Raw genomic sequence first — 17,063 nt, forward strand, 5'->3', positions numbered from 1 at the left:
TTACAGTTTTTGTTCGGGAGTGTCTGCTATAATTCTCCTTGTAAGTTTCATTAGTCAATCGGGAGCGAGGAGATCAACTTATGTTGGTTGTTGGCAGGAAGCCGGGGGAGTACATCCAAATTGGAGATTACATTAGTGTGCAAGTTGTAAAAAGCAGTCAAGGGCAGCTTCGCCTCGCGATTTCGGCGCCTGCCGATGTTCATGTGATTAGGGGAGAACTTTACGAGAAATTTATGGGAGTCGATGGAGGAGAGCAGTCAGATATAGCCGAACCTCGCCATCATGCGCCACTTGGAACGTGCCACAATCTGGGAGCAATTAGCTAAGGTAACCGTTAGAAATTGTATAAGCAAAAATCAGGTTATCGAAGTCGCCAGACTTTGCTGCTGGATGTGAAAGAATCCGCTGTCCCCCTTGCTTGCAGCAAGAAGGGAAGCGGATTCTTTGTCTGTAAAAGATTAACGAAGCAGTTGCAGAACGCCTTGCGGCTGCTGGTTCGCTTGCGCCAGCATCGCTTGAGCAGCCTGGGTAAGGATGTTGTTCTTCGTGAACTCCATCATTTCTTTTGCCATATCTACATCACGGATACGGGATTCGGCTGCTGTCAAATTCTCAGCGGAAGTGCCCAGGTTATTAATGGTATGTTCCAAGCGGTTTTGGTTCGCACCGAGCTGAGAGCGTTGAGTGGAGACCGTATTGATTGCATTGTCCAGCACTTTAATGGCGCTCGCCGCAGTTTCATGCGTAGACACATCAAGCGATTTTTCTACGGCTTTATTATTTGTACCATCAGTTACGACATTCTCCTCCACGAAGCCGGCTCCGCTGCCAACGATGCCCAGAGCTGCTGCGCGCATATCGCCAATCGTAATGCTCATGGACTGGTTTTTGTTCGCGCCGATTTGGAAGTTCAGCAATTCTTTTTCGACATCTTTACCGCTTGCAGATACGTTGCTGTTAACTGTCAGACCCAGATTGCGGGCAAGTGCGCTGTCTTGTACAGTAACATTAGAGACTGCACCGCTGACTTCGGAAGTGATGATCAGCTTGTTGTTTTTGTCCAGAGAAGCGATGCCTTCAGCGCCGCTCGCGGCAATAGCGTCATTGATGGCTGTCAGAAGCTGGTCCTTGGTGTAGGACTTATTCTCCAGGGTGATCGTTACATTCTTGGAGTCGATAGAGAAGGACAGCTCAAGTCCAACACCCTTATCAACGGTTTCTTTGCCCGTTGCATCAACCAGACCAAGGTCTTTAGCGAGCTGGGAGTTTTCAATTTTCCCGACGTGACCGTTGGCAGACAATGACTCAAGGTGAAGCTTACCGTTCACATTGCTTGCTTTCAGCCCTTGAGCTTCAAATTCGCTTTGATTTTTGGCGATCAGATCGTCCAGGCTCTCATAGACGCCGTCAGCGCCGCTTTTCAGGGTGACTGTTTTTGTAGTGCCGTCGACTTCGACCTGGAAGGAAGTGTTGGCTGGAACGCCGTCAGTAGTGTCCACTGTGTCGAGACCTAGTGCTCCAAGAGCGTCGCCGCCGGTAAAGGATACCTGGGTACCGGAGTCATGCGTAATAATGAGCTTATCGTTCGCATCGAAGCTGGCCTTGAAACTCGTGCCTCCTCCAAAGGCTGCATTCAGTTTGTTTTGGATATCGGTCAGGAAGTCTGCTTTTGCCGCATCGTCAGCTAGAATATCTGCTGAATTGTCCAGTGCAATGGAACGGGACACACCATCAACATTAACGGTTAATTCATTCGTATCGTCAGTAATTTCAACCGTGCCTGTAAGAGCTGCACCGGTTACTTTAGCAGGGGTGCCCGAGCCAACAACGAAAACATCGGCTTTGCCATCCACGGATTGGACATCATCGCCGAAGAAAGTGGAAGCGAAATTACCGCCCAAAATCTCGACTTTGCTGCCGTCACCCGATGTTGCAGATTCCAGGATAAGCTTGCCGTCGCGAATCGAAGCTGTTGCGGTCCCGCCAAGAGCTGTGTTCAACTCGTCAATGGCTTCCTCAAGTGTAGTGCTGGATAGAGCGAATGTTTGTGCTGCTCCGCCATCAATACTAAGGGTAATTTCGTTCTTGCTGGAATCAACAGTATCAGTGCCTGTAACTGTCACAGTGCCAAGGGCTTGACCGGCTGTTGTTTTATCGAAGGCTACAGCCGAGTTAGTCGTTACCCCTTTATTGATGAGGTTCAGGCCGTCAGCAAGACTATTGGAACCGCTGATCTTGGCAGCCTCACTCGCTTTGAAATTGAAATCGCCGTTCAACAGCGTCATTTCGTTGAACTGAGTTGTATTGCTGATTCGGTTGATTTCGGAAGTCAACGAGTTGATTTCTTTCTGAATTTGCTCACGGTCTTCGATCTTGTTGGTGCCATTGGAAGCCTGAACAGCCAGCTCGCGCATACGTTGCAGGATGGAATGGGTTTCTGTCAGAGCGCCTTCAGCTGTCTGAATGAGGGAGATCCCGTCCTGGGCATTTTTTTGCGCCATATCCAAACCGCGGATTTGCGCGCGCATTTTCTCCGAGATTGCGAGACCTGCGGCATCGTCTCCTGCGCGATTAATGCGCAGACCGGAAGATAATTTCTCCAATGCTTTGCTTGAGTTGGATGTGTTGACAGAAAGCTGGCGGTGCGTGTTGAGTGCTGCGATGTTGTGATTAATTCTCATTTTCTAATTCCTCCTTGGACGTATGTAGGTGAACTTCCATTTTCACCTGTTATATATAACAAGCCCGTAAAGTGGCTTATTACCGATACCAGCCTATTCCCCCCGCAGTCGCTGCTTGTGCAGCTTACGCTTCAGTTCAGGAATAATGGCTTTAGGAGGCCCGAATCCAACAAAAAAAGGACGGGCCGCGATTTCTTTGCCACGCGGTATCCTACCGGGCGATAAAGAGATGACGGCTCGTCCTTGAGCGCTGTATATAAAAAAAGCAATTTAGAAAAGATGGTGCAGCATACGGCAATCCTCAGAGCTAGTTGCGTCACAGTCGGGATGACGTATTGGCTTCGTATACCTCTCCCCGCAAGATAGTGATTTCCTTCGGTGCATCAATGGCGAGTCGCAAATTTCCATCCTTGCTCTTGACTACCTCAACCCTGATGTTGTCTCCAATCATGACATATTCACCTGGTTTTCTTCCGACTACAAGCATGAAGCTTCCCCCTCAGACAAAATCAATAGAAATAAAAAAAGGACAGCTTACAAAATCGCAGCCCTTCCTCCGCATCCTGCAGAGAAGAGACGATTCTTATAAGCCATCCTTGACTTTTGATCGTATAAAGTTCATTTCATAAGACTTAATAACTATATCGGCAGTCCTAGATGAAAGTTTATAGCAAAAAAACAGCGAATTAAAAAAAATTTCACAAGCTACAGCAAATTCTGCGCAAGGCTATTCTTTTATGCGATCCTGGACTAAAGTCCAGTTTTTTCTCACCCCAGAGAATGAGGAGTTTAGGGTGGGAGTATGATACTCTGAATGCAAACGGAAACAGAGTAAAAATCTGTGGACGGCAGTAAGAGAAGAATATAAAAGGGAAAGGTAGGGTGTTATGGTTAAAAAAGCGATCATTGGCCCTGTGTTGCTGCTGATTGGAATTTACTTATTTCTGAATCCTGGAGGGTCATTGAGTACAGGAAGCATATTTGCTTATTTCTGGCCGACCATATTTGTCATTCCGCTTGGATTGTTTTTTCATTGGATGTATTTCTCCATGACGGGTAGAAGAGGGATCGGCCTGCTCATCCCCGGCGGGATTTTGTTCACCGCAGGTGTTGTGTGCCAAATCGCGATGCTGACAGGGGCATGGGGCAACCTTTGGCCAGGATTTATATTGGCTGTTGCTGTCGGTCTGTTCGAGTTTTACTGGTTCGGCAACCGCAATAAGTGGATGCTGATTCCCATTAATATTTTGACGGTGCTGTCTGTATTGTTCTTTACAGTGTTCTCGATGGGGACTATCTTGAGTCAGAAGGTGCTCGGACAACCGATGCTGGCTGTTGTACTGATTCTTGCCGGAGCTATAATCATGATGTCCAAGAAAAGGATGTTATAGTTCACGCCGGGGCGATTAGAATCGAATTCCAACGAGAAAAGGGACCTCAACCTCCACTTTGGAGTGGAATTTGAGGTCCTTTTTGCTTCAAAATCGGGATATTCCCCTATTATGCGAACGCCTTTTGGGACAGCCCCTTGCTATTATAAAATAACATCAGGCTTCGGATACTGTACGCCAAACGTATTGACAGTCACCCGTTTCATCGCCAGAGGATGTTCGGGGCGGTCTGATGCATCAGTGGTTTGGTTGACGATTTCATCAACAACGTCTATACCCTCTACAACTTTTCCGAAGGCTGCATATTCCTTGTCAAGATGAGGAGAGTCGGCAACCATAATGAAAAATTGGGAACCGGCGGTGTCTGGAGACTGTGTGCGAGCCATAGACAACACCCCGCGCGTATGCTTCAAATCATTTGTAAAACCGTTATTGGCGAATTCACCTTTGATATCATAGCCTGGTCCGCCTGTGCCGAGACCTTTCGGGTCCCCGCCCTGGATCATAAAACCTTTGATGACACGGTGAAAAATGGTTCCGTCATAGAACCCACGGTCAATCAGGTGGATGAAGTTATTCACAGTATTAGGGGCAATTTGCGGGTACAATTCAACCTGAATCTTCTCGCCATTGTCCATTTCAATTGTGACAAGTGGATTCGGAGCAGAGCTGTCTGTTTTGCTGTCTGCTGTGCCCGCAACTTGGGAAGGGGGTTGAGGCGTTCCGTCGCGGCTGCCGCACCCTGTAAGCATTACAAGCAGAGCAGTCAGTACGAGCGTCAGTATTGTCCAGTTTTTACGATGCTTTGACATGTCATCATTTCCTCCTTTAGGCTTGTCCAAGGATTAAGTATAACACAACCCGACATCATTCTCCCAGATGTTTCCGGTGACGACAGGCAATGTGCATGATTAATGAAAAAAACAGGGCCGCTATCGCTATCCGCGAATGAAGCGGCCCTGTTCGGCTATGCGGTATCTATAAGGTCAGATGAACAGAAAAGGCAGCAGGAATAATGTAGCGATTAAAGCAATATCGATCCCCAATCCTGTGCCCAAACCGAACCCTGGAACACCAAAAGGAGCACCGAAGCCGAAGGGGGAAGAACTGGTTTTTGCCGTCTTGGCAGGACGTTTCCCTTTGTTCGAATGGAAAGTGGATTTGGGACGTTTCTGGAAAGAAGACAGTTGCGGTCCTTCCTGCCCTCCGCGCAAATAAAGCTTCCCGCCGCGGATACTGTCCAGACTGCCGTATAGATGTCTGCCGTCACGGGTTACGATGCAGACCTGCTGGCCGATGTGGGGGCGAATCGAGTCTGTACTTATAGGGTGGATTCTGTGCATGGATATCCCTCCTTTTTCTACTACAACTTTTATGCGGCTTAATAGGGGTACAAACAGTACTCCCTGATTCAGTATATTCGGAGACTGGTCGCCTGATTGGACGAGCGCCTCCTAAGTAAAGGAAATAATGAAGGTGAAAAAATTGGGCACGGCAAAGAGCTCCTTAGCTGCATATAATAGCCGCAGAGGAGGCGGTAAACCGTGAACTATCACGATTTGTTAGCCCGGCTGGGGGAGGGAAGCGCGCATCCCGGCGGTTTTTTATCGACCCAACGTCTGCTGGAGCGGCATCTGCTTCCGCAGGGCAGCCGCATCCTGGAGATCGGCTGTGGCACCGGGCGAACAGCCTGCCATCTAGCCCGCTGCGGTTATGAGGTCACAGCAGTAGACAGCAATGAATCGATGTTTGAGCAGGCTTCCAAACGCATTGCCAAAGAGGGGGCGCAGGTCAGACTGTTGTCTGCCGATGCTTGCAGGCTGCCATTCGATGAGGACACATTCGATATGGTTTTTGTAGAATCGGTCACTGTTTTTACCGAAGCGGCGGAGTCGCTTAGGGAGTACAGCCGGGTCCTGAAGCCGGGCAGAAAGCTGCTTGATCGTGAAATGATCTTGGCAGGTGAGAAAACAGCCCTCTTGAAGGGCAGTCTGAAGGCATTGTATGGCATGGTGACACTTGCCCGCATCGAGGAATGGGCGAGGCTACTGGAGCAAGCGGGGTTCAAAGATGTACACGCAGAGGATATAAAAACAGAGATTCTTGTTACACTAGATGATGTGGATATGTACCGGGAAGTGGACCCGACAGTATTCTATGACGAACAGGCATTTTATATGGGACAGATGAATGCGAGAATACTGGAGCGGTATGGGAAAAGGCTGGGTTCCGCTGTATTTGTAGGAACAGCATAGACGGGCCGGCCTACATTGGTACACGGAGAACAGCCGGCATAATAGCGTCGCCGGCTGTTTTTTTGGGCTGTTAATGGCTTTTCCGTATAGCGTTTCAAGCCAATTTGTCCGTCGGTACTACGCCATGCTATGATTGGAATTATAGGGTCAGTACAGCCGATTGAAATCTTGTTTTGTCATGTGTCTCATTGGGCTGGCCAACAGCAGCCTGCTCCGCAGCAAGTCGTATGGGGGGAAATCATGTCATTATTTCAATATAATCCGGCTCAGCCCGGCCAGGCTAGGCCAGGTCTGCATTTGCTGTTTTGGGGCAAAGAAGCCTGTGTTCCTGGTCATGCAGTCGGGCCCGGTATACGCGATGTCTACAAGGTGCACTTTATTCATCAGGGCAAGGGTACGGTCCGAATTGGGGATTCTGTCAGCGAGCTAGGTCCCGGTCAAGCATTCCTTATCTATCCACAGGTTGTGACATACTATGAAGCGGATCGGGACAACCCGTGGACGTATTCATGGATCGGATTCGATGGCTCAGAGGTTCAGCGGTTACTGGAAAGAACCCGGCTCAGGCCAGAGCAGCCTGTCTTTCCAATGGATTTGCAGGTCATGCCTTCATTGGTGGAACGAATGACTGAATCGCTAGGCTATGAAGGTACGCTGGATCTGAGACTTTCCATATTGCTGCAGCATTTCTGGGCGGCATTAATTGACGAGTTCCCGGCATCGCCGGACAACCGCCGGACAGATTTCAAAAAGCAGGACGGCTATATTCACCAAGGGCTGGAATTTTTGCATGCCCATTACAGCGAGCAAATATCGATCAGCCAACTCGCCAGTTATATGGGGCTTGACCGCAAATATCTGTCAGTCATCTTTAAGGAAGCAGTTGGATTGCCGCCGCAGCAGTATTTGCTTCACTATCGGATGGAACGGGCATCCAAATTGCTGAGGAGCAGCAGTTACTCGGTTAGTGAAGTAGCGGGGTCGGTAGGCTACAGGGATGCGTTGCTGTTTTCCCGGATGTTCAAAAAGGTCGTTGGTCTTTCTCCAAAGCAGTACCGGGAACAGGTGCAGGAAGAAGACATTAATCCATAAAGAACTTCCTTGCTGCTATAGGCATGTCTGTGGCTATCGGATAAGGTAGAGGAAGGGGCCAGGTTGTCAAGGAAGTAACAAAATCGCCATCATATACATGATAATAGGCTGGCTCTGGAGATTTATTGAACCGCTTTCAGGAAGGGAGATTAATGGAATGACGTATCAAGCGCAAAATAATCGTTATGACACCATGATATATAACCGCAGCGGCCGCAGCGGATTGAAGCTGCCTGCTGTCTCGCTTGGGCTTTGGCACAACTTTGGAGGAATTGATGTCTACGAGAACGGCAAAGAGATGATCCGCAGAGCCTTTGATTTGGGGATTACGCATTTTGATATTGCCAATAACTATGGCCCGCCAGCCGGGTCGGCTGAGGAAAACTTTGGCCGTCTGTTGAAGGAGGACCTGTCTGCCTATCGCGACGAAATGATCATTTCTACCAAGGCAGGCTACTATATGTGGCCGGGGCCTTACGGAGAATGGGGCTCCAAAAAGAATCTGATAGCCAGCCTTGATCAAAGTCTGAAACGACTGCAGCTGGACTACGTTGACATTTACTATCATCATCGTCCAGACCCGAATACGCCGCTAGAAGAGACGCTTGGGGTGCTTGACCTGGTCGTCCGCCAGGGGAAAGCACTCTATGTCGGCCTCTCCAATTACAGTCCGGAGGATACCCGCCGTGCAGCAGAAATTTTGCGCCGGCTCGGCACGCCATGTCTGATCCATCAGCCAAGCTACTCCATGCTGAACCGCCATGTGGAAAAGCAAGGACTGCTTGATGTGCTGGAGGAAGAGGGCATCGGCTCCATCGTGTTCTCACCGCTCCAGAAAGGCATCCTGACAGATCGTTACTTGAATGGAATTTCATCGGATTCCCGTGCTGCAGGTCCAAGTATATTTCTTCGCCCAGAGGAATTGACGGAGCAGACTATGGATAAGGTCCGCCGTCTGAACAATCTGGCTGCCGAGCGCGGTCAAAAGCTGTCTCAGATGGCACTGTGTTGGGTATTGCGCGGCGGCCGCGTCACCTCGGCATTGATTGGGGCCAGCCGCGTCAGTCAGATTGAGGACGCGGTAGGCGCGCTGGACAAGCTGGAGTTCACGGATGAAGAGTTGAAGCAAATTGAAGATATTCTGGCCTCTTGACCAGGGAATAACAGAATGGAAAAGGCTCATTCCTTGAGGAATGAGCCTTTTTGACATTGAAATGAAGCGGAAAACATGGTATTCTGGCGTAACCGAATCAGACTGTTTTTATAGTTTATCTTCTACGCGAGACGAGCTTTGCCCTTCTAAAGGACGGCAAAGCCGCTTACGCTTGGGCTTCGAGCAATCCGGCATGAATGAGGCCGTTGCGAATCCCCTCCTCATCAACTGAGGTTGTGACGTAGTCCGCATGAACCAGTAGTTCGGGGTGTGAGTTGCCCATCGCGATGCCGAGTCCTACATATTCGAGCATCTCTTTGTCGTTGAGCCCATCCCCGAAAGCGACAGCTTCCTCCGGCTTGATGCCGAGCGACTCCAGCAGATATTGGATGCCGAGCGCTTTGGAGCCGTCTGTCGGCAGAACGTCCATCGCATTGGGATGCCAGCGTACAAAGCGCAAACTGGGGATGGATCCGATATAAAGATGTTCCTCAGCTTCCCCGCAATGCAGGAAAACCTGAAATACCTCGGAGCTCTCCCAGAATGCCGGGTCATAATGAGGCCGGTCTACTTTTAACGAATCGACGGAGGAAAGCATGAAGGGATGATCCTCTGTATTGGAATAATAAAATTGCTCCCCTTCAAAGACCAGAAAGTGATTATTGCTGGCTGCGTGCCGAACAAGCTGCTCCATACTGTCCCTTGGGATTGCCCGTTTGAATATCGCCTTCCCTTTATAGACGACGTAGGCGCCATTAAGACTGACGTAAGAATCAATACCGAGCTCATCGGCAATTGGTTTGAAGAAGTAAGGCGCCCGACCAGTTGCGATTACAGCTTCCACGCCGCGGGCTTTAAGTTCGTGTATGGCAGCAATGGCATCTTGGGGAATCTGCTTTTCCTCGTTCACCAGCGTACCGTCAATATCAAAAAATGCAATTTTATAAGCCATCTTGTTGTTCCAACTCCCTTAAGGCAAATAGCGGTTAGGCTGCTAGTAGTATAATAGCGGAATTAAAAATGTGCAAGCAAAGAGGAGGCATAATGATGATCCGTCCCGCAGAAATAAAAGACAGCAAGGAAATCGCAGGGTTGATCTATGAGATATGGGAAGGCATGGATTTATTTGTCTTGAATCATTACAGCCGTGAGGTCATTACCGAGGGACTAAGCGAGGCGGTAGCCGATCAGGACAACAAATTCAGCCACCGCAATGTTCTGGTGAAGGAGCAGGAGGGCCGTGTAGCCGGGATAGTTATTGCCTATGACGGCTCCCGGGAATTTGAACTGCATGACCGTCTGATTGCGATTTTGCGGCGCTGCTTTCTGCGTGAGTCTTTCGAGTCGGACCGGGAGGCGGATAGAGGGGAATGGTATATTGATATGCTCTGCGTTGATAAGAGCAACCGGGGGCAGGGAATCGGGACGAAACTGCTTGAGGCTGCGGAAACCTATGGTGCGAAGAAAGGATTTGCTATAGTTTCCCTCAATGTCGAGCAGGATAATTCAGGCGCGCGCAGGCTGTATGAAGCATTAGGCTACCAAGAGATAAAACAGATTATGATAGCGGATCATGAATACGCCCATATGGTCAAGCCATCCGGCTGCGCGACCGGCGCATAATAAGCCGGTCGCGCAGCCGATGCCAGACATTAAGGCAACTCGCTGCCTCTGGAACTGACATACAGGCTGTACCACTCTTCACGGCTCAAGGTTGTCTTAACCGCTTCCGCACAGGCGCGAATGCGGTCCGGGTTCGATGTGCCGATGACAGGCTGAATTTTAGCCGGATGGCGCATCAGCCAGGCCAGTACGATGGCCTCTGACGTTGTTTCCTTTTGTTGGGCCAACTCGCTGACAAGGCGGGCAGTCTTCTCCCTTGCTGGGCTTGGGTCCTTGGGCAGACGACCGGAGAAAATCCCATTCGCCAGCGGGGCCCAGGCTTGAAGCTGTATCCCTTCCAACTGACAATATTCCAGTGTGCCTTCGGGGAAAATATTCGCCTTGGCCGCTTCTTGATTGACATGGACGCCATGATCCAGCCACCCGATGCTGTCCAGGCTCATCTCCAGTTGATTGGCCACTATCGGCAAGTCTGAGCCGCTCTTTAGCAGACGGATCTGGCCTTCGTTCATGTTGGATACGCCAAAATGACGTACTTTGCCCTCAGCTTTCAGCTTGCTGAAGGCTTCACCGACTTCTTCAGCCTCCATGAGCGGGTCCGGACGATGCAAAAGCAGGATATCCAGATATTCAACACCCAGACGCTGCAAGCTTCCATCCACACTTTCCAGAATATGCTCTTTGGAAAAATCAAAGCGCTTCGGCCCGCCATTCCCTTCAAAGCGAATGCCGCATTTGGATTGGATAATGATTTGCTCTCGCAGACCGGGGCGCTCGGCAAGCACTTGCCCGAATATTTGCTCGGACTTGCCCAGTGTGTAGATATTGGCGTGATCGAACATGTTGATGCCGCTGGACAGCGCCGCATCTATCGCTTCGTGCGCCTGTTTCAAATGTTCGGCAGTCAAAGGACTGTTGTCCCAGCCGCCTCCAAGGCCCATGCATCCAAGCACAATTTGGCTTGCGTCAAGTCCGTATTGATTTAAAGGAAGAGATTTCAATGCTATTCAACTCCTTATCGGAAAAATGGAATGATGCCATGCCTTTCTATTATACAAGCTTTTGCGCCATTTTTCGAAAAGGAAATAACACGATTTCAAATAAGGGGGTATGAAGTGATGGAAATGAACCGCGCCTATGAAGAGGAACAGGCCAGACTCAAGGAGACAATGGAGGAGATTTCGCAGCAGATTGAGGGGATCGGGGATCGCTATTACGGAGACAACTTTGTCGAGCAGCTTCTGGATGCGAAGCGGGAAGAGGACCGGAACCGTCTGGGGCTGCTGCTGGCAGAGCCGTATTTCGGCAGGCTTGATTTTATGGAAGAGCAGACGGACAAGACGCTCCCGCTCTATATTGGCAAGCGCGGGATGGAGGATAGCAAAACCGGGGAGCCTTACATTATTGACTGGAGAGCGCCGGTAGCGAGCCTGTTCTATACATTCACGGGAGGAGAGGAGCCAGTCGTCTACGAGGCTCCGGAAGGCCCGGTGGGCGGCGAAGTGCTGCTCAAGCGCAACTTGTCGGTTCGCAAGCAGGCGCTCGAGCGGGTAGTCGACAGCTATGTGCGCGGGGGCGACAATCTGAGCTTAACTGATGAATTTCTGCTCTATCGGCTCGGAGAGAAGAAAGACAATCGTCTGCGGGATATTGTCTCGACGATTCAAGCCGAGCAGGATCGTATTATTCGGGCGCCCAGACTGACGGCGTTAATTATTCAGGGCGCTGCAGGTTCCGGCAAAACAACGGTTGCGCTCCATCGCCTCGCTTATTTGCTGTATCAGTATCAAGATCAGGTACGCCCGGAGCGGATGGTTATTTTTGCGCCGAATACGATGTTCCTGGACTACATATCGGGGGTATTGCCGGAGCTTGGTGTTGGCGATGTCAGACAGACGACCTTTGCAGATTGGGTCATCGATCTTCTCGATCGGCCAAAGCTGTTGGAGAAGGATATGGCCGAGGGCAAGCAGTGGTTCTCGGTTGGCAATGCCCGCAATGAGCAGTTCGAGTTGTCACCGGGCCGCTGCAAAGGCTCGCTGGTATTCAAGGACAAGCTGGACCAATTCATTGCCCGCTATGAAGCGGACTATCTGCCGGGGCAGGATTTTGAGGCCTGGTCTGGAAAGGTGCTGCCTGCTGCTGATATTGCCGCCTGGTTCCGTGTGGAATACCGCCATTATCCGCTTGCGCCGCGCCGCGAGCGGCTGACAGCAAGAATGAACCGGTGGCTGGAGATGGAGCTGAATCAAATTGGCGATCCGAAAATTCGCAAGGAGCGCAGCAAGACTTCCAAGCAGCGTATGCGCGCCTATGTGAAGCGTCTTGGTGAACTGGACGCATTGCAATTGTACAGGCAGTTGTTCGATACGCTGGCAGCCGACCTGGGAGATGGGGTGAATATACCCGTCGCAGTTGTGGAACAGACGAGACGGGATTTGAAGAAATCTATTGTCAGACAAGAGGACTTGGCTCCGCTGGCCTGGCTTCATCTTGCTTTCCATGGCACTCCTGCGCAAAAGCTCGACCATGTTGTACTGGATGAAGCGCAGGATGTGCCGCCGCTGCAAATTGAAGTGTTGAAGGTGTGTATGAACGAAGCTTCCTTTACGATTCTGGGCGACCTTGCACAAGGTATCCATGCGTACCGGGGGATTCAACGGTGGGAGGAGTTCACTGCGCTGTTCAGCCCGGATCGACGCTCCTATCATGAGTTGCGGCAGAGCTACAGATCGACAATGGAGATCATCGAATTCGCCAACACGATTCTTCCCTTCACGGATACCCTGCTTCCACCTGCGCAGCCTGTATTCCGCAGCGGCGAGCCTGTGAGAATCCGGGAGCTGACGGAGGGAGAGGACAGGATAAGCTATATCCGCAATTTCATTGCGGTCAACGAACAGGACGGCATGGCGACGATTGCTGTCATTGCAAGGACGGAAGAGGACAGCGCAGCACTCTGCCAAGCCTTGCTGAATCAAGGAGTGGAGGCGAGTCTGATCTCTGAGGGGCAGCGTGGATACAGCGGTGGCATCTCGGTTGTTCCTGTCTATCTGACCAAGGGGCTGGAATTTGACGCTGTGCTGCTTCTGGACGTTGATGCGGAGCGCTATACAGCGGCCCCTCAGGACGCCAAGCTGCTCTATGTCGGCAGCACCCGCGCCCTGCACCGCCTGGAGCTTGTCTATCAGGGCGAGGCTTCGCCGCTAACCGAGGGTGGAAGCCAGTTGGTCAAGGCTAGTCTCCGTGAGAACACCTGACTTGAGTTTATGCTGCAAGCAGTATCATGGCTTTGGCGATGATGCTGCTTTTCTTCTGTTCCAATTGAAATAGCTGCTGTCGCTGGCCCACAATTTGCTGTGATTGGGTATTGAGCGTGGTTAGCGACTTATTGATCCCAGTATTGTCTTTGTTTTTTATAGTCTGGTTAAAGCTTTTCCATTCTGCGGAGAGGCTTTTTTTCGTTGCGGTGATCAAGGTGCGGCTTTGTTTTATTTGAATTGTGACAGCGTCTGCTTCGCTTAATAGCTTGCGAATAGCGGCGACTGAGCGGGCCTTTGCCGCCCTGGCAGCCTGTAGCGCATGTTCCTTTAGTTTGATATCCTTGCGGGCTAACTGAACGGCTAATTGCAGGTCTGCTGCCTGGCTTGCGAGTTTTTTTGCCAGTTCCTTATTGCCCTTCGTCCGGGCAGCCTTAGCCTGCTGGTTGAGTGTGCTGTAGAGCGTTAAGAGCGGCTGGTACCGCAGCCGGGTTTGCCGGGCCTGCGTCTCCAGCTTTTCTACCTTCACCTGGTCCAGTTCTTTCAGGCGAGTGCGAATCTCATGAATAGCGGCTGCGTTTTGCTGCTGCAGGCTCATGATCTTGGCTTCCCAGTCGGTCTCCTGCGTTTGCAATTGCTCCAGCTTGTTATACAGTTCATTCATCTTGATTCTGAAAGAGCTGTCCGCCGTGCTTAACGCTGCTTCCAGCCTGAACTGAACCATGGAATCAAGCTGGAGCGAAGCGGCTCTTGCCGGGTACGGGCTTGCCAGGGTAAAGATCGGAATTGTGCCGACCATTAGGAGAAGCGGAAGTAACAGTGTCTTTAGCAAATTTTGCTTCATCTTGACCTCCTTACATGACGGACATGCAGAAACGCAAAAAAGCACCCGATTAAGAGCAGCGCAGGTCGTGCGCAGTCTCTTACGGGTGCTTCCAGCGTAAGTCCGTTCATTTGAAATTTTTTCTAATAATACTACATCCTGATCGAGGCGTCAACCCTTGTCGTGAAACGGTTCATTCCATTCGAGTAATGCGTTGATGAATTGTTCTGTCAGTCTGGAGTCATAGCGTTCTTTGTTGTAGCAGCAGTAAATGGAGCGCTGGAAGTCATTGTAGGGAACGGGTTGCCCGAGCAACGTTTCCTGACGTAGTTCATCCTCTACAGCCAATCGCGAGACGAAGGCAATGTGATTGCCTTGCCGGACCATCTTCTTAATCGCTTCAATCGAGTCCAGCTCGATCATCCGGACTAGTTGAACCCGATGTTGTTTCAACCATCTGTCCGTCATATCGCGGGTGCTGGAGGTAGAGCCGTGCAGGATGAAGTTGGATGCGGCAATCCAGCCGGGATCAATCTTGTCCTGGGCTGCGAGATGATGGTCAGGCGAATAAATAACCATCAATTCATCCTTGCACAGATTGCGTGCCGAGATCGGCGGCAGCACGAACGGCTCAGAGGAGATGAGACCCAGATCGATGTCGTGGCTCATCAGCTTCTCCTTGATTAATGAAGCAGGTTCGACAATTACGGAAAGGCCAATATTCGGATTCAGCTCGGCAAATTTGTTCAGCACTCGCGGCAGCAGGTAGGTAGCAGGGATGTAGCTGGCCCCGATCGTCAGATGTCCTCTTGTAAGTGAGCCAAACTCATAGACAATACGTTCAGCCTCGGAAGCAAGTCTATTAATCAAGGCAGCATAGTGATGCATGGCCTTCCCGGCCTCTGTAAGAAAAATTTTATCGGCGCGCGTCTCGAACAGCTTGACGCCCATTTCCTGTTCGAGGCTTTTCATATGATAGGTGACGGTTGGCTGCTTGAGTCCCAGCTTATTTGCGACGGCTGTAATTTTTTTGTGTTGCTCGATTAACTCCAAAATTTGCAGTTTTAACAGATTCATCTTGGACAGGCCTCCGCAGGATAGATTCTGTCCTCAAATTACCATAGAAAAATTCGATGAATGTTAAATTAAATCCGCTAAAAGATTAATCTTTCATTTACACAACGCGAATAATTGACGCTGCTGATCCACAATAGCTTCAACTTAAGATAGGTTTTTACGGACTGCGGCTAACTCGATCAATGATCAGTTTCGATTCGAATCGGCTGAATCGTGTTATACTTTTTACAAAGACAACGAGAAGAGGGTGACGGGATGAATCAATGGTCGATGTACATGAATGGCCAGTGGGTGCAGGCAACGTCGGGGGAGCGAAGCGAAATTATAAATCCTGCCGATCGGTCGGTCGTGGGTACGGCTGCATACGGAGGAGCAGTGGATGCCGAACGCGCTATTCATGCGGCGGCCGCTGCATTCAAGAGTTGGGCTGCGCTAGCCGCAAAGGAAAGAGCAGCTTATCTCAACCGGCTTGCTGAACTGCTGGAGCAGCATAAGGAGGAACTTGCCGGCCTCATTACACTGGAGATGGGCAAGCCGCTTGCAGAGGCGAGGGGGGAGGTTGCGATCTCCGCTGAGTACCTGCGCTGGAATGCAGGAGAAGCTGTGCGCAGCTACGGGAAGGTGATTCCTTCGTCGTCAGCGGACAAGCGTCTGCTTTCCATCCGCCAGCCTGTGGGCCCGGTAGGGGCAATTACACCGTGGAATTTCCCGCTGTCCATGGCGGCGCGCAAGCTTGGTCCGGCGTTAGCCGCTGGCTGTACAATTGTACTCAAGCCAGCCCTGCAAACGCCTGGAGCTGCGGTCAAATTTTTTGAGCTGGCAGCCTTGGCGGGTATTCCGGCAGGCGTGATGAACCTGGTTACCGGCGATCCGAAAGAGATCGGGGACAAGCTGTTAAGCCATCCTGCAATTCGGAAGATTACCTTTACCGGGTCCACGGCAGTAGGCAAGCTGCTTATGAAGTCGGCAGCCGATCATGTGAAAAACGTGTCCATGGAGCTTGGCGGACATGCGCCGCTGATCGTATTTGAGGATGCTGATTTGGAGCAGGCCGTTGCCGGCGCCATGAGCAGTAAATTTCGGAATGCCGGACAGACCTGTATTTGCGCCAATCGGATTTATGTCCAGCGGTCGGTTGCGGATCGGTTCATGGAGCAGTTCAAGGAGGCGGTGGAACGGCTTGTTGCGGGTGATGGACGGGTTGAGGGAACCACGATCGGTCCGGTTATCGATGAGAAATCCTTACGGAAAATCCAGTTTCAGGTGGATGACGCCATAAGCAAGGGCGCCAGCGTTGTAACCGGAGGCAAGAGGAATGAACGCTTGTCGGGATATTTTTTCGAGCCGACCATTTTGCAAGATGTGAATGATACAATGACGATTTCGCAGGAGGAAACCTTTGGGCCTGTCGCGCCAATTTACCTGTTTGATACCGAAGAAGAGGTTATTAATCAGGCTAATCATTCGGTATACGGGTTGGCCGCTTATTTTTATACGAAGGATCTGGGCCGCACGATACGGGTGTATGAAGCATTGGAATACGGTATTGTCGGTTGCAACGATGCCGTTCCGACAGCTGTTGAAGGTCCCTTCGGCGGCTTGAAGGAGAGCGGGATTGGGAGAGAAGGCGGCCCGGACAGTCTGGCTGACTTCTTGGAGACTAAGTTTGTGTCGATCCGAATTTGACGAATTCAACGGCTTTGGTTTT

Annotated in this window: 16 protein-coding genes; 8 read left to right on the forward strand and 8 right to left on the reverse strand. The window is 50.7% G+C overall.

The features are described from left to right. Positions 1-80: 80 nt before the first annotated feature. The gene (locus JFN88_RS06470) at positions 81-326 is read left to right on the forward strand and encodes a carbon storage regulator (RefSeq protein WP_199018524.1); all 246 of its coding nucleotides are present in this window, start codon (positions 81-83) and stop codon (positions 324-326) included. Between the two features lie 132 nt (positions 327-458). Here the strand turns inward: JFN88_RS06470 and JFN88_RS25610 are convergent, their stop codons facing one another. Then, entirely contained in the window at positions 459-2,681 is a 2,223-nt protein-coding gene (locus tag JFN88_RS25610) for a flagellin N-terminal helical domain-containing protein (RefSeq protein WP_233167455.1), read from the reverse strand. 316 nt (positions 2,682-2,997) lie between these two features. Continuing rightward, positions 2,998-3,168, reverse strand: a complete 171-nt coding sequence (locus tag JFN88_RS06485) for a carbon storage regulator (RefSeq protein WP_199018525.1) — start codon at positions 3,166-3,168, stop codon at positions 2,998-3,000. Positions 3,169-3,568: 400 nt separating this feature from the next. Here JFN88_RS06485 and JFN88_RS06490 point away from each other — a divergent pair, with 400 nt between their 5' ends. After that, the gene (locus JFN88_RS06490) at positions 3,569-4,072 is read left to right on the forward strand and encodes a hypothetical protein (protein ID WP_199018526.1); all 504 of its coding nucleotides are present in this window, start codon (positions 3,569-3,571) and stop codon (positions 4,070-4,072) included. Between the two features lie 143 nt (positions 4,073-4,215). On the opposite strand, the gene JFN88_RS06495 is transcribed toward JFN88_RS06490, so the two are convergent. Together JFN88_RS06495 and JFN88_RS06500 are read right to left on the reverse strand one after the other, a co-directional pair. After that, positions 4,216-4,884, reverse strand: a complete 669-nt coding sequence (locus JFN88_RS06495; protein ID WP_199018527.1) for a peptidylprolyl isomerase — start codon at positions 4,882-4,884, stop codon at positions 4,216-4,218. A gap of 174 nt (positions 4,885-5,058) precedes the next feature. Further along, the gene (locus JFN88_RS06500) at positions 5,059-5,415 is read right to left on the reverse strand and encodes a hypothetical protein (protein WP_199018528.1); all 357 of its coding nucleotides are present in this window, start codon (positions 5,413-5,415) and stop codon (positions 5,059-5,061) included. 201 nt (positions 5,416-5,616) lie between these two features. On the opposite strand from JFN88_RS06500, the gene JFN88_RS06505 reads away from it, so the two are divergent. The 3 genes from JFN88_RS06505 to mgrA all read left to right on the forward strand — a co-directional run bounded on the left by JFN88_RS06505 (position 5,617) and on the right by mgrA (position 8,572). Beyond that, positions 5,617-6,327, forward strand: a complete 711-nt coding sequence (locus tag JFN88_RS06505) for a class I SAM-dependent methyltransferase (RefSeq protein ID WP_199018529.1) — start codon at positions 5,617-5,619, stop codon at positions 6,325-6,327. Between the two features lie 240 nt (positions 6,328-6,567). Further along, on the forward strand, positions 6,568-7,419 hold the full coding sequence (locus JFN88_RS06510; protein WP_199018530.1) for an AraC family transcriptional regulator: 852 nt from the start codon (positions 6,568-6,570) through the stop codon (positions 7,417-7,419). 157 nt (positions 7,420-7,576) lie between these two features. After that, a complete protein-coding gene (mgrA, locus tag JFN88_RS06515; protein ID WP_199018531.1) occupies positions 7,577-8,572 on the forward strand; it encodes an L-glyceraldehyde 3-phosphate reductase in 996 nt (331 codons plus the stop codon). A gap of 166 nt (positions 8,573-8,738) precedes the next feature. Here the strand turns inward: mgrA and JFN88_RS06520 are convergent, their stop codons facing one another. Next, complete coding sequence (locus JFN88_RS06520; protein ID WP_199018532.1) at positions 8,739-9,524, reverse strand: Cof-type HAD-IIB family hydrolase; 786 nt, start codon at positions 9,522-9,524, stop codon at positions 8,739-8,741. A 95-nt stretch (positions 9,525-9,619) separates the two neighbouring features. Here JFN88_RS06520 and JFN88_RS06525 point away from each other — a divergent pair, with 95 nt between their 5' ends. Further along, on the forward strand, positions 9,620-10,195 hold the full coding sequence (locus JFN88_RS06525; RefSeq protein WP_199018533.1) for a GNAT family N-acetyltransferase: 576 nt from the start codon (positions 9,620-9,622) through the stop codon (positions 10,193-10,195). Between the two features lie 29 nt (positions 10,196-10,224). On the opposite strand, the gene JFN88_RS06530 is transcribed toward JFN88_RS06525, so the two are convergent. Next, positions 10,225-11,196, reverse strand: coding sequence for an aldo/keto reductase (locus JFN88_RS06530; protein ID WP_233167457.1), 972 nt, complete (start codon positions 11,194-11,196; stop codon positions 10,225-10,227). A 117-nt stretch (positions 11,197-11,313) separates the two neighbouring features. On the opposite strand from JFN88_RS06530, the gene JFN88_RS06535 reads away from it, so the two are divergent. Then, positions 11,314-13,455 (forward strand): HelD family protein, encoded by a 2,142-nt coding sequence (locus tag JFN88_RS06535; protein ID WP_199018534.1) that lies wholly within the window; start codon positions 11,314-11,316, stop codon positions 13,453-13,455. 7 nt (positions 13,456-13,462) lie between these two features. Here the strand turns inward: JFN88_RS06535 and JFN88_RS06540 are convergent, their stop codons facing one another. Next, positions 13,463-14,299, reverse strand: coding sequence for a hypothetical protein (locus JFN88_RS06540; protein WP_199018535.1), 837 nt, complete (start codon positions 14,297-14,299; stop codon positions 13,463-13,465). 150 nt (positions 14,300-14,449) lie between these two features. Beyond that, positions 14,450-15,355: a LysR substrate-binding domain-containing protein gene (locus JFN88_RS06545; RefSeq protein WP_199018536.1), complete on the reverse strand. Its 906-nt coding sequence runs from the start codon at positions 15,353-15,355 to the stop codon at positions 14,450-14,452. A 255-nt stretch (positions 15,356-15,610) separates the two neighbouring features. On the opposite strand from JFN88_RS06545, the gene JFN88_RS06550 reads away from it, so the two are divergent. Continuing rightward, positions 15,611-17,041 carry an NAD-dependent succinate-semialdehyde dehydrogenase gene (locus JFN88_RS06550; protein WP_199018537.1) on the forward strand — a complete coding sequence of 477 codons (1,431 nt, stop codon included), beginning with the start codon at positions 15,611-15,613 and terminating at the stop codon, positions 17,039-17,041. The last annotated feature ends 22 nt before the right edge of the window (positions 17,042-17,063 follow it).

This window comes from Paenibacillus roseus, from assembly GCF_016424485.1.
Taxonomy (GTDB): Bacteria; Bacillota; Bacilli; order Paenibacillales; family Paenibacillaceae; genus Paenibacillus_D; species Paenibacillus_D roseus.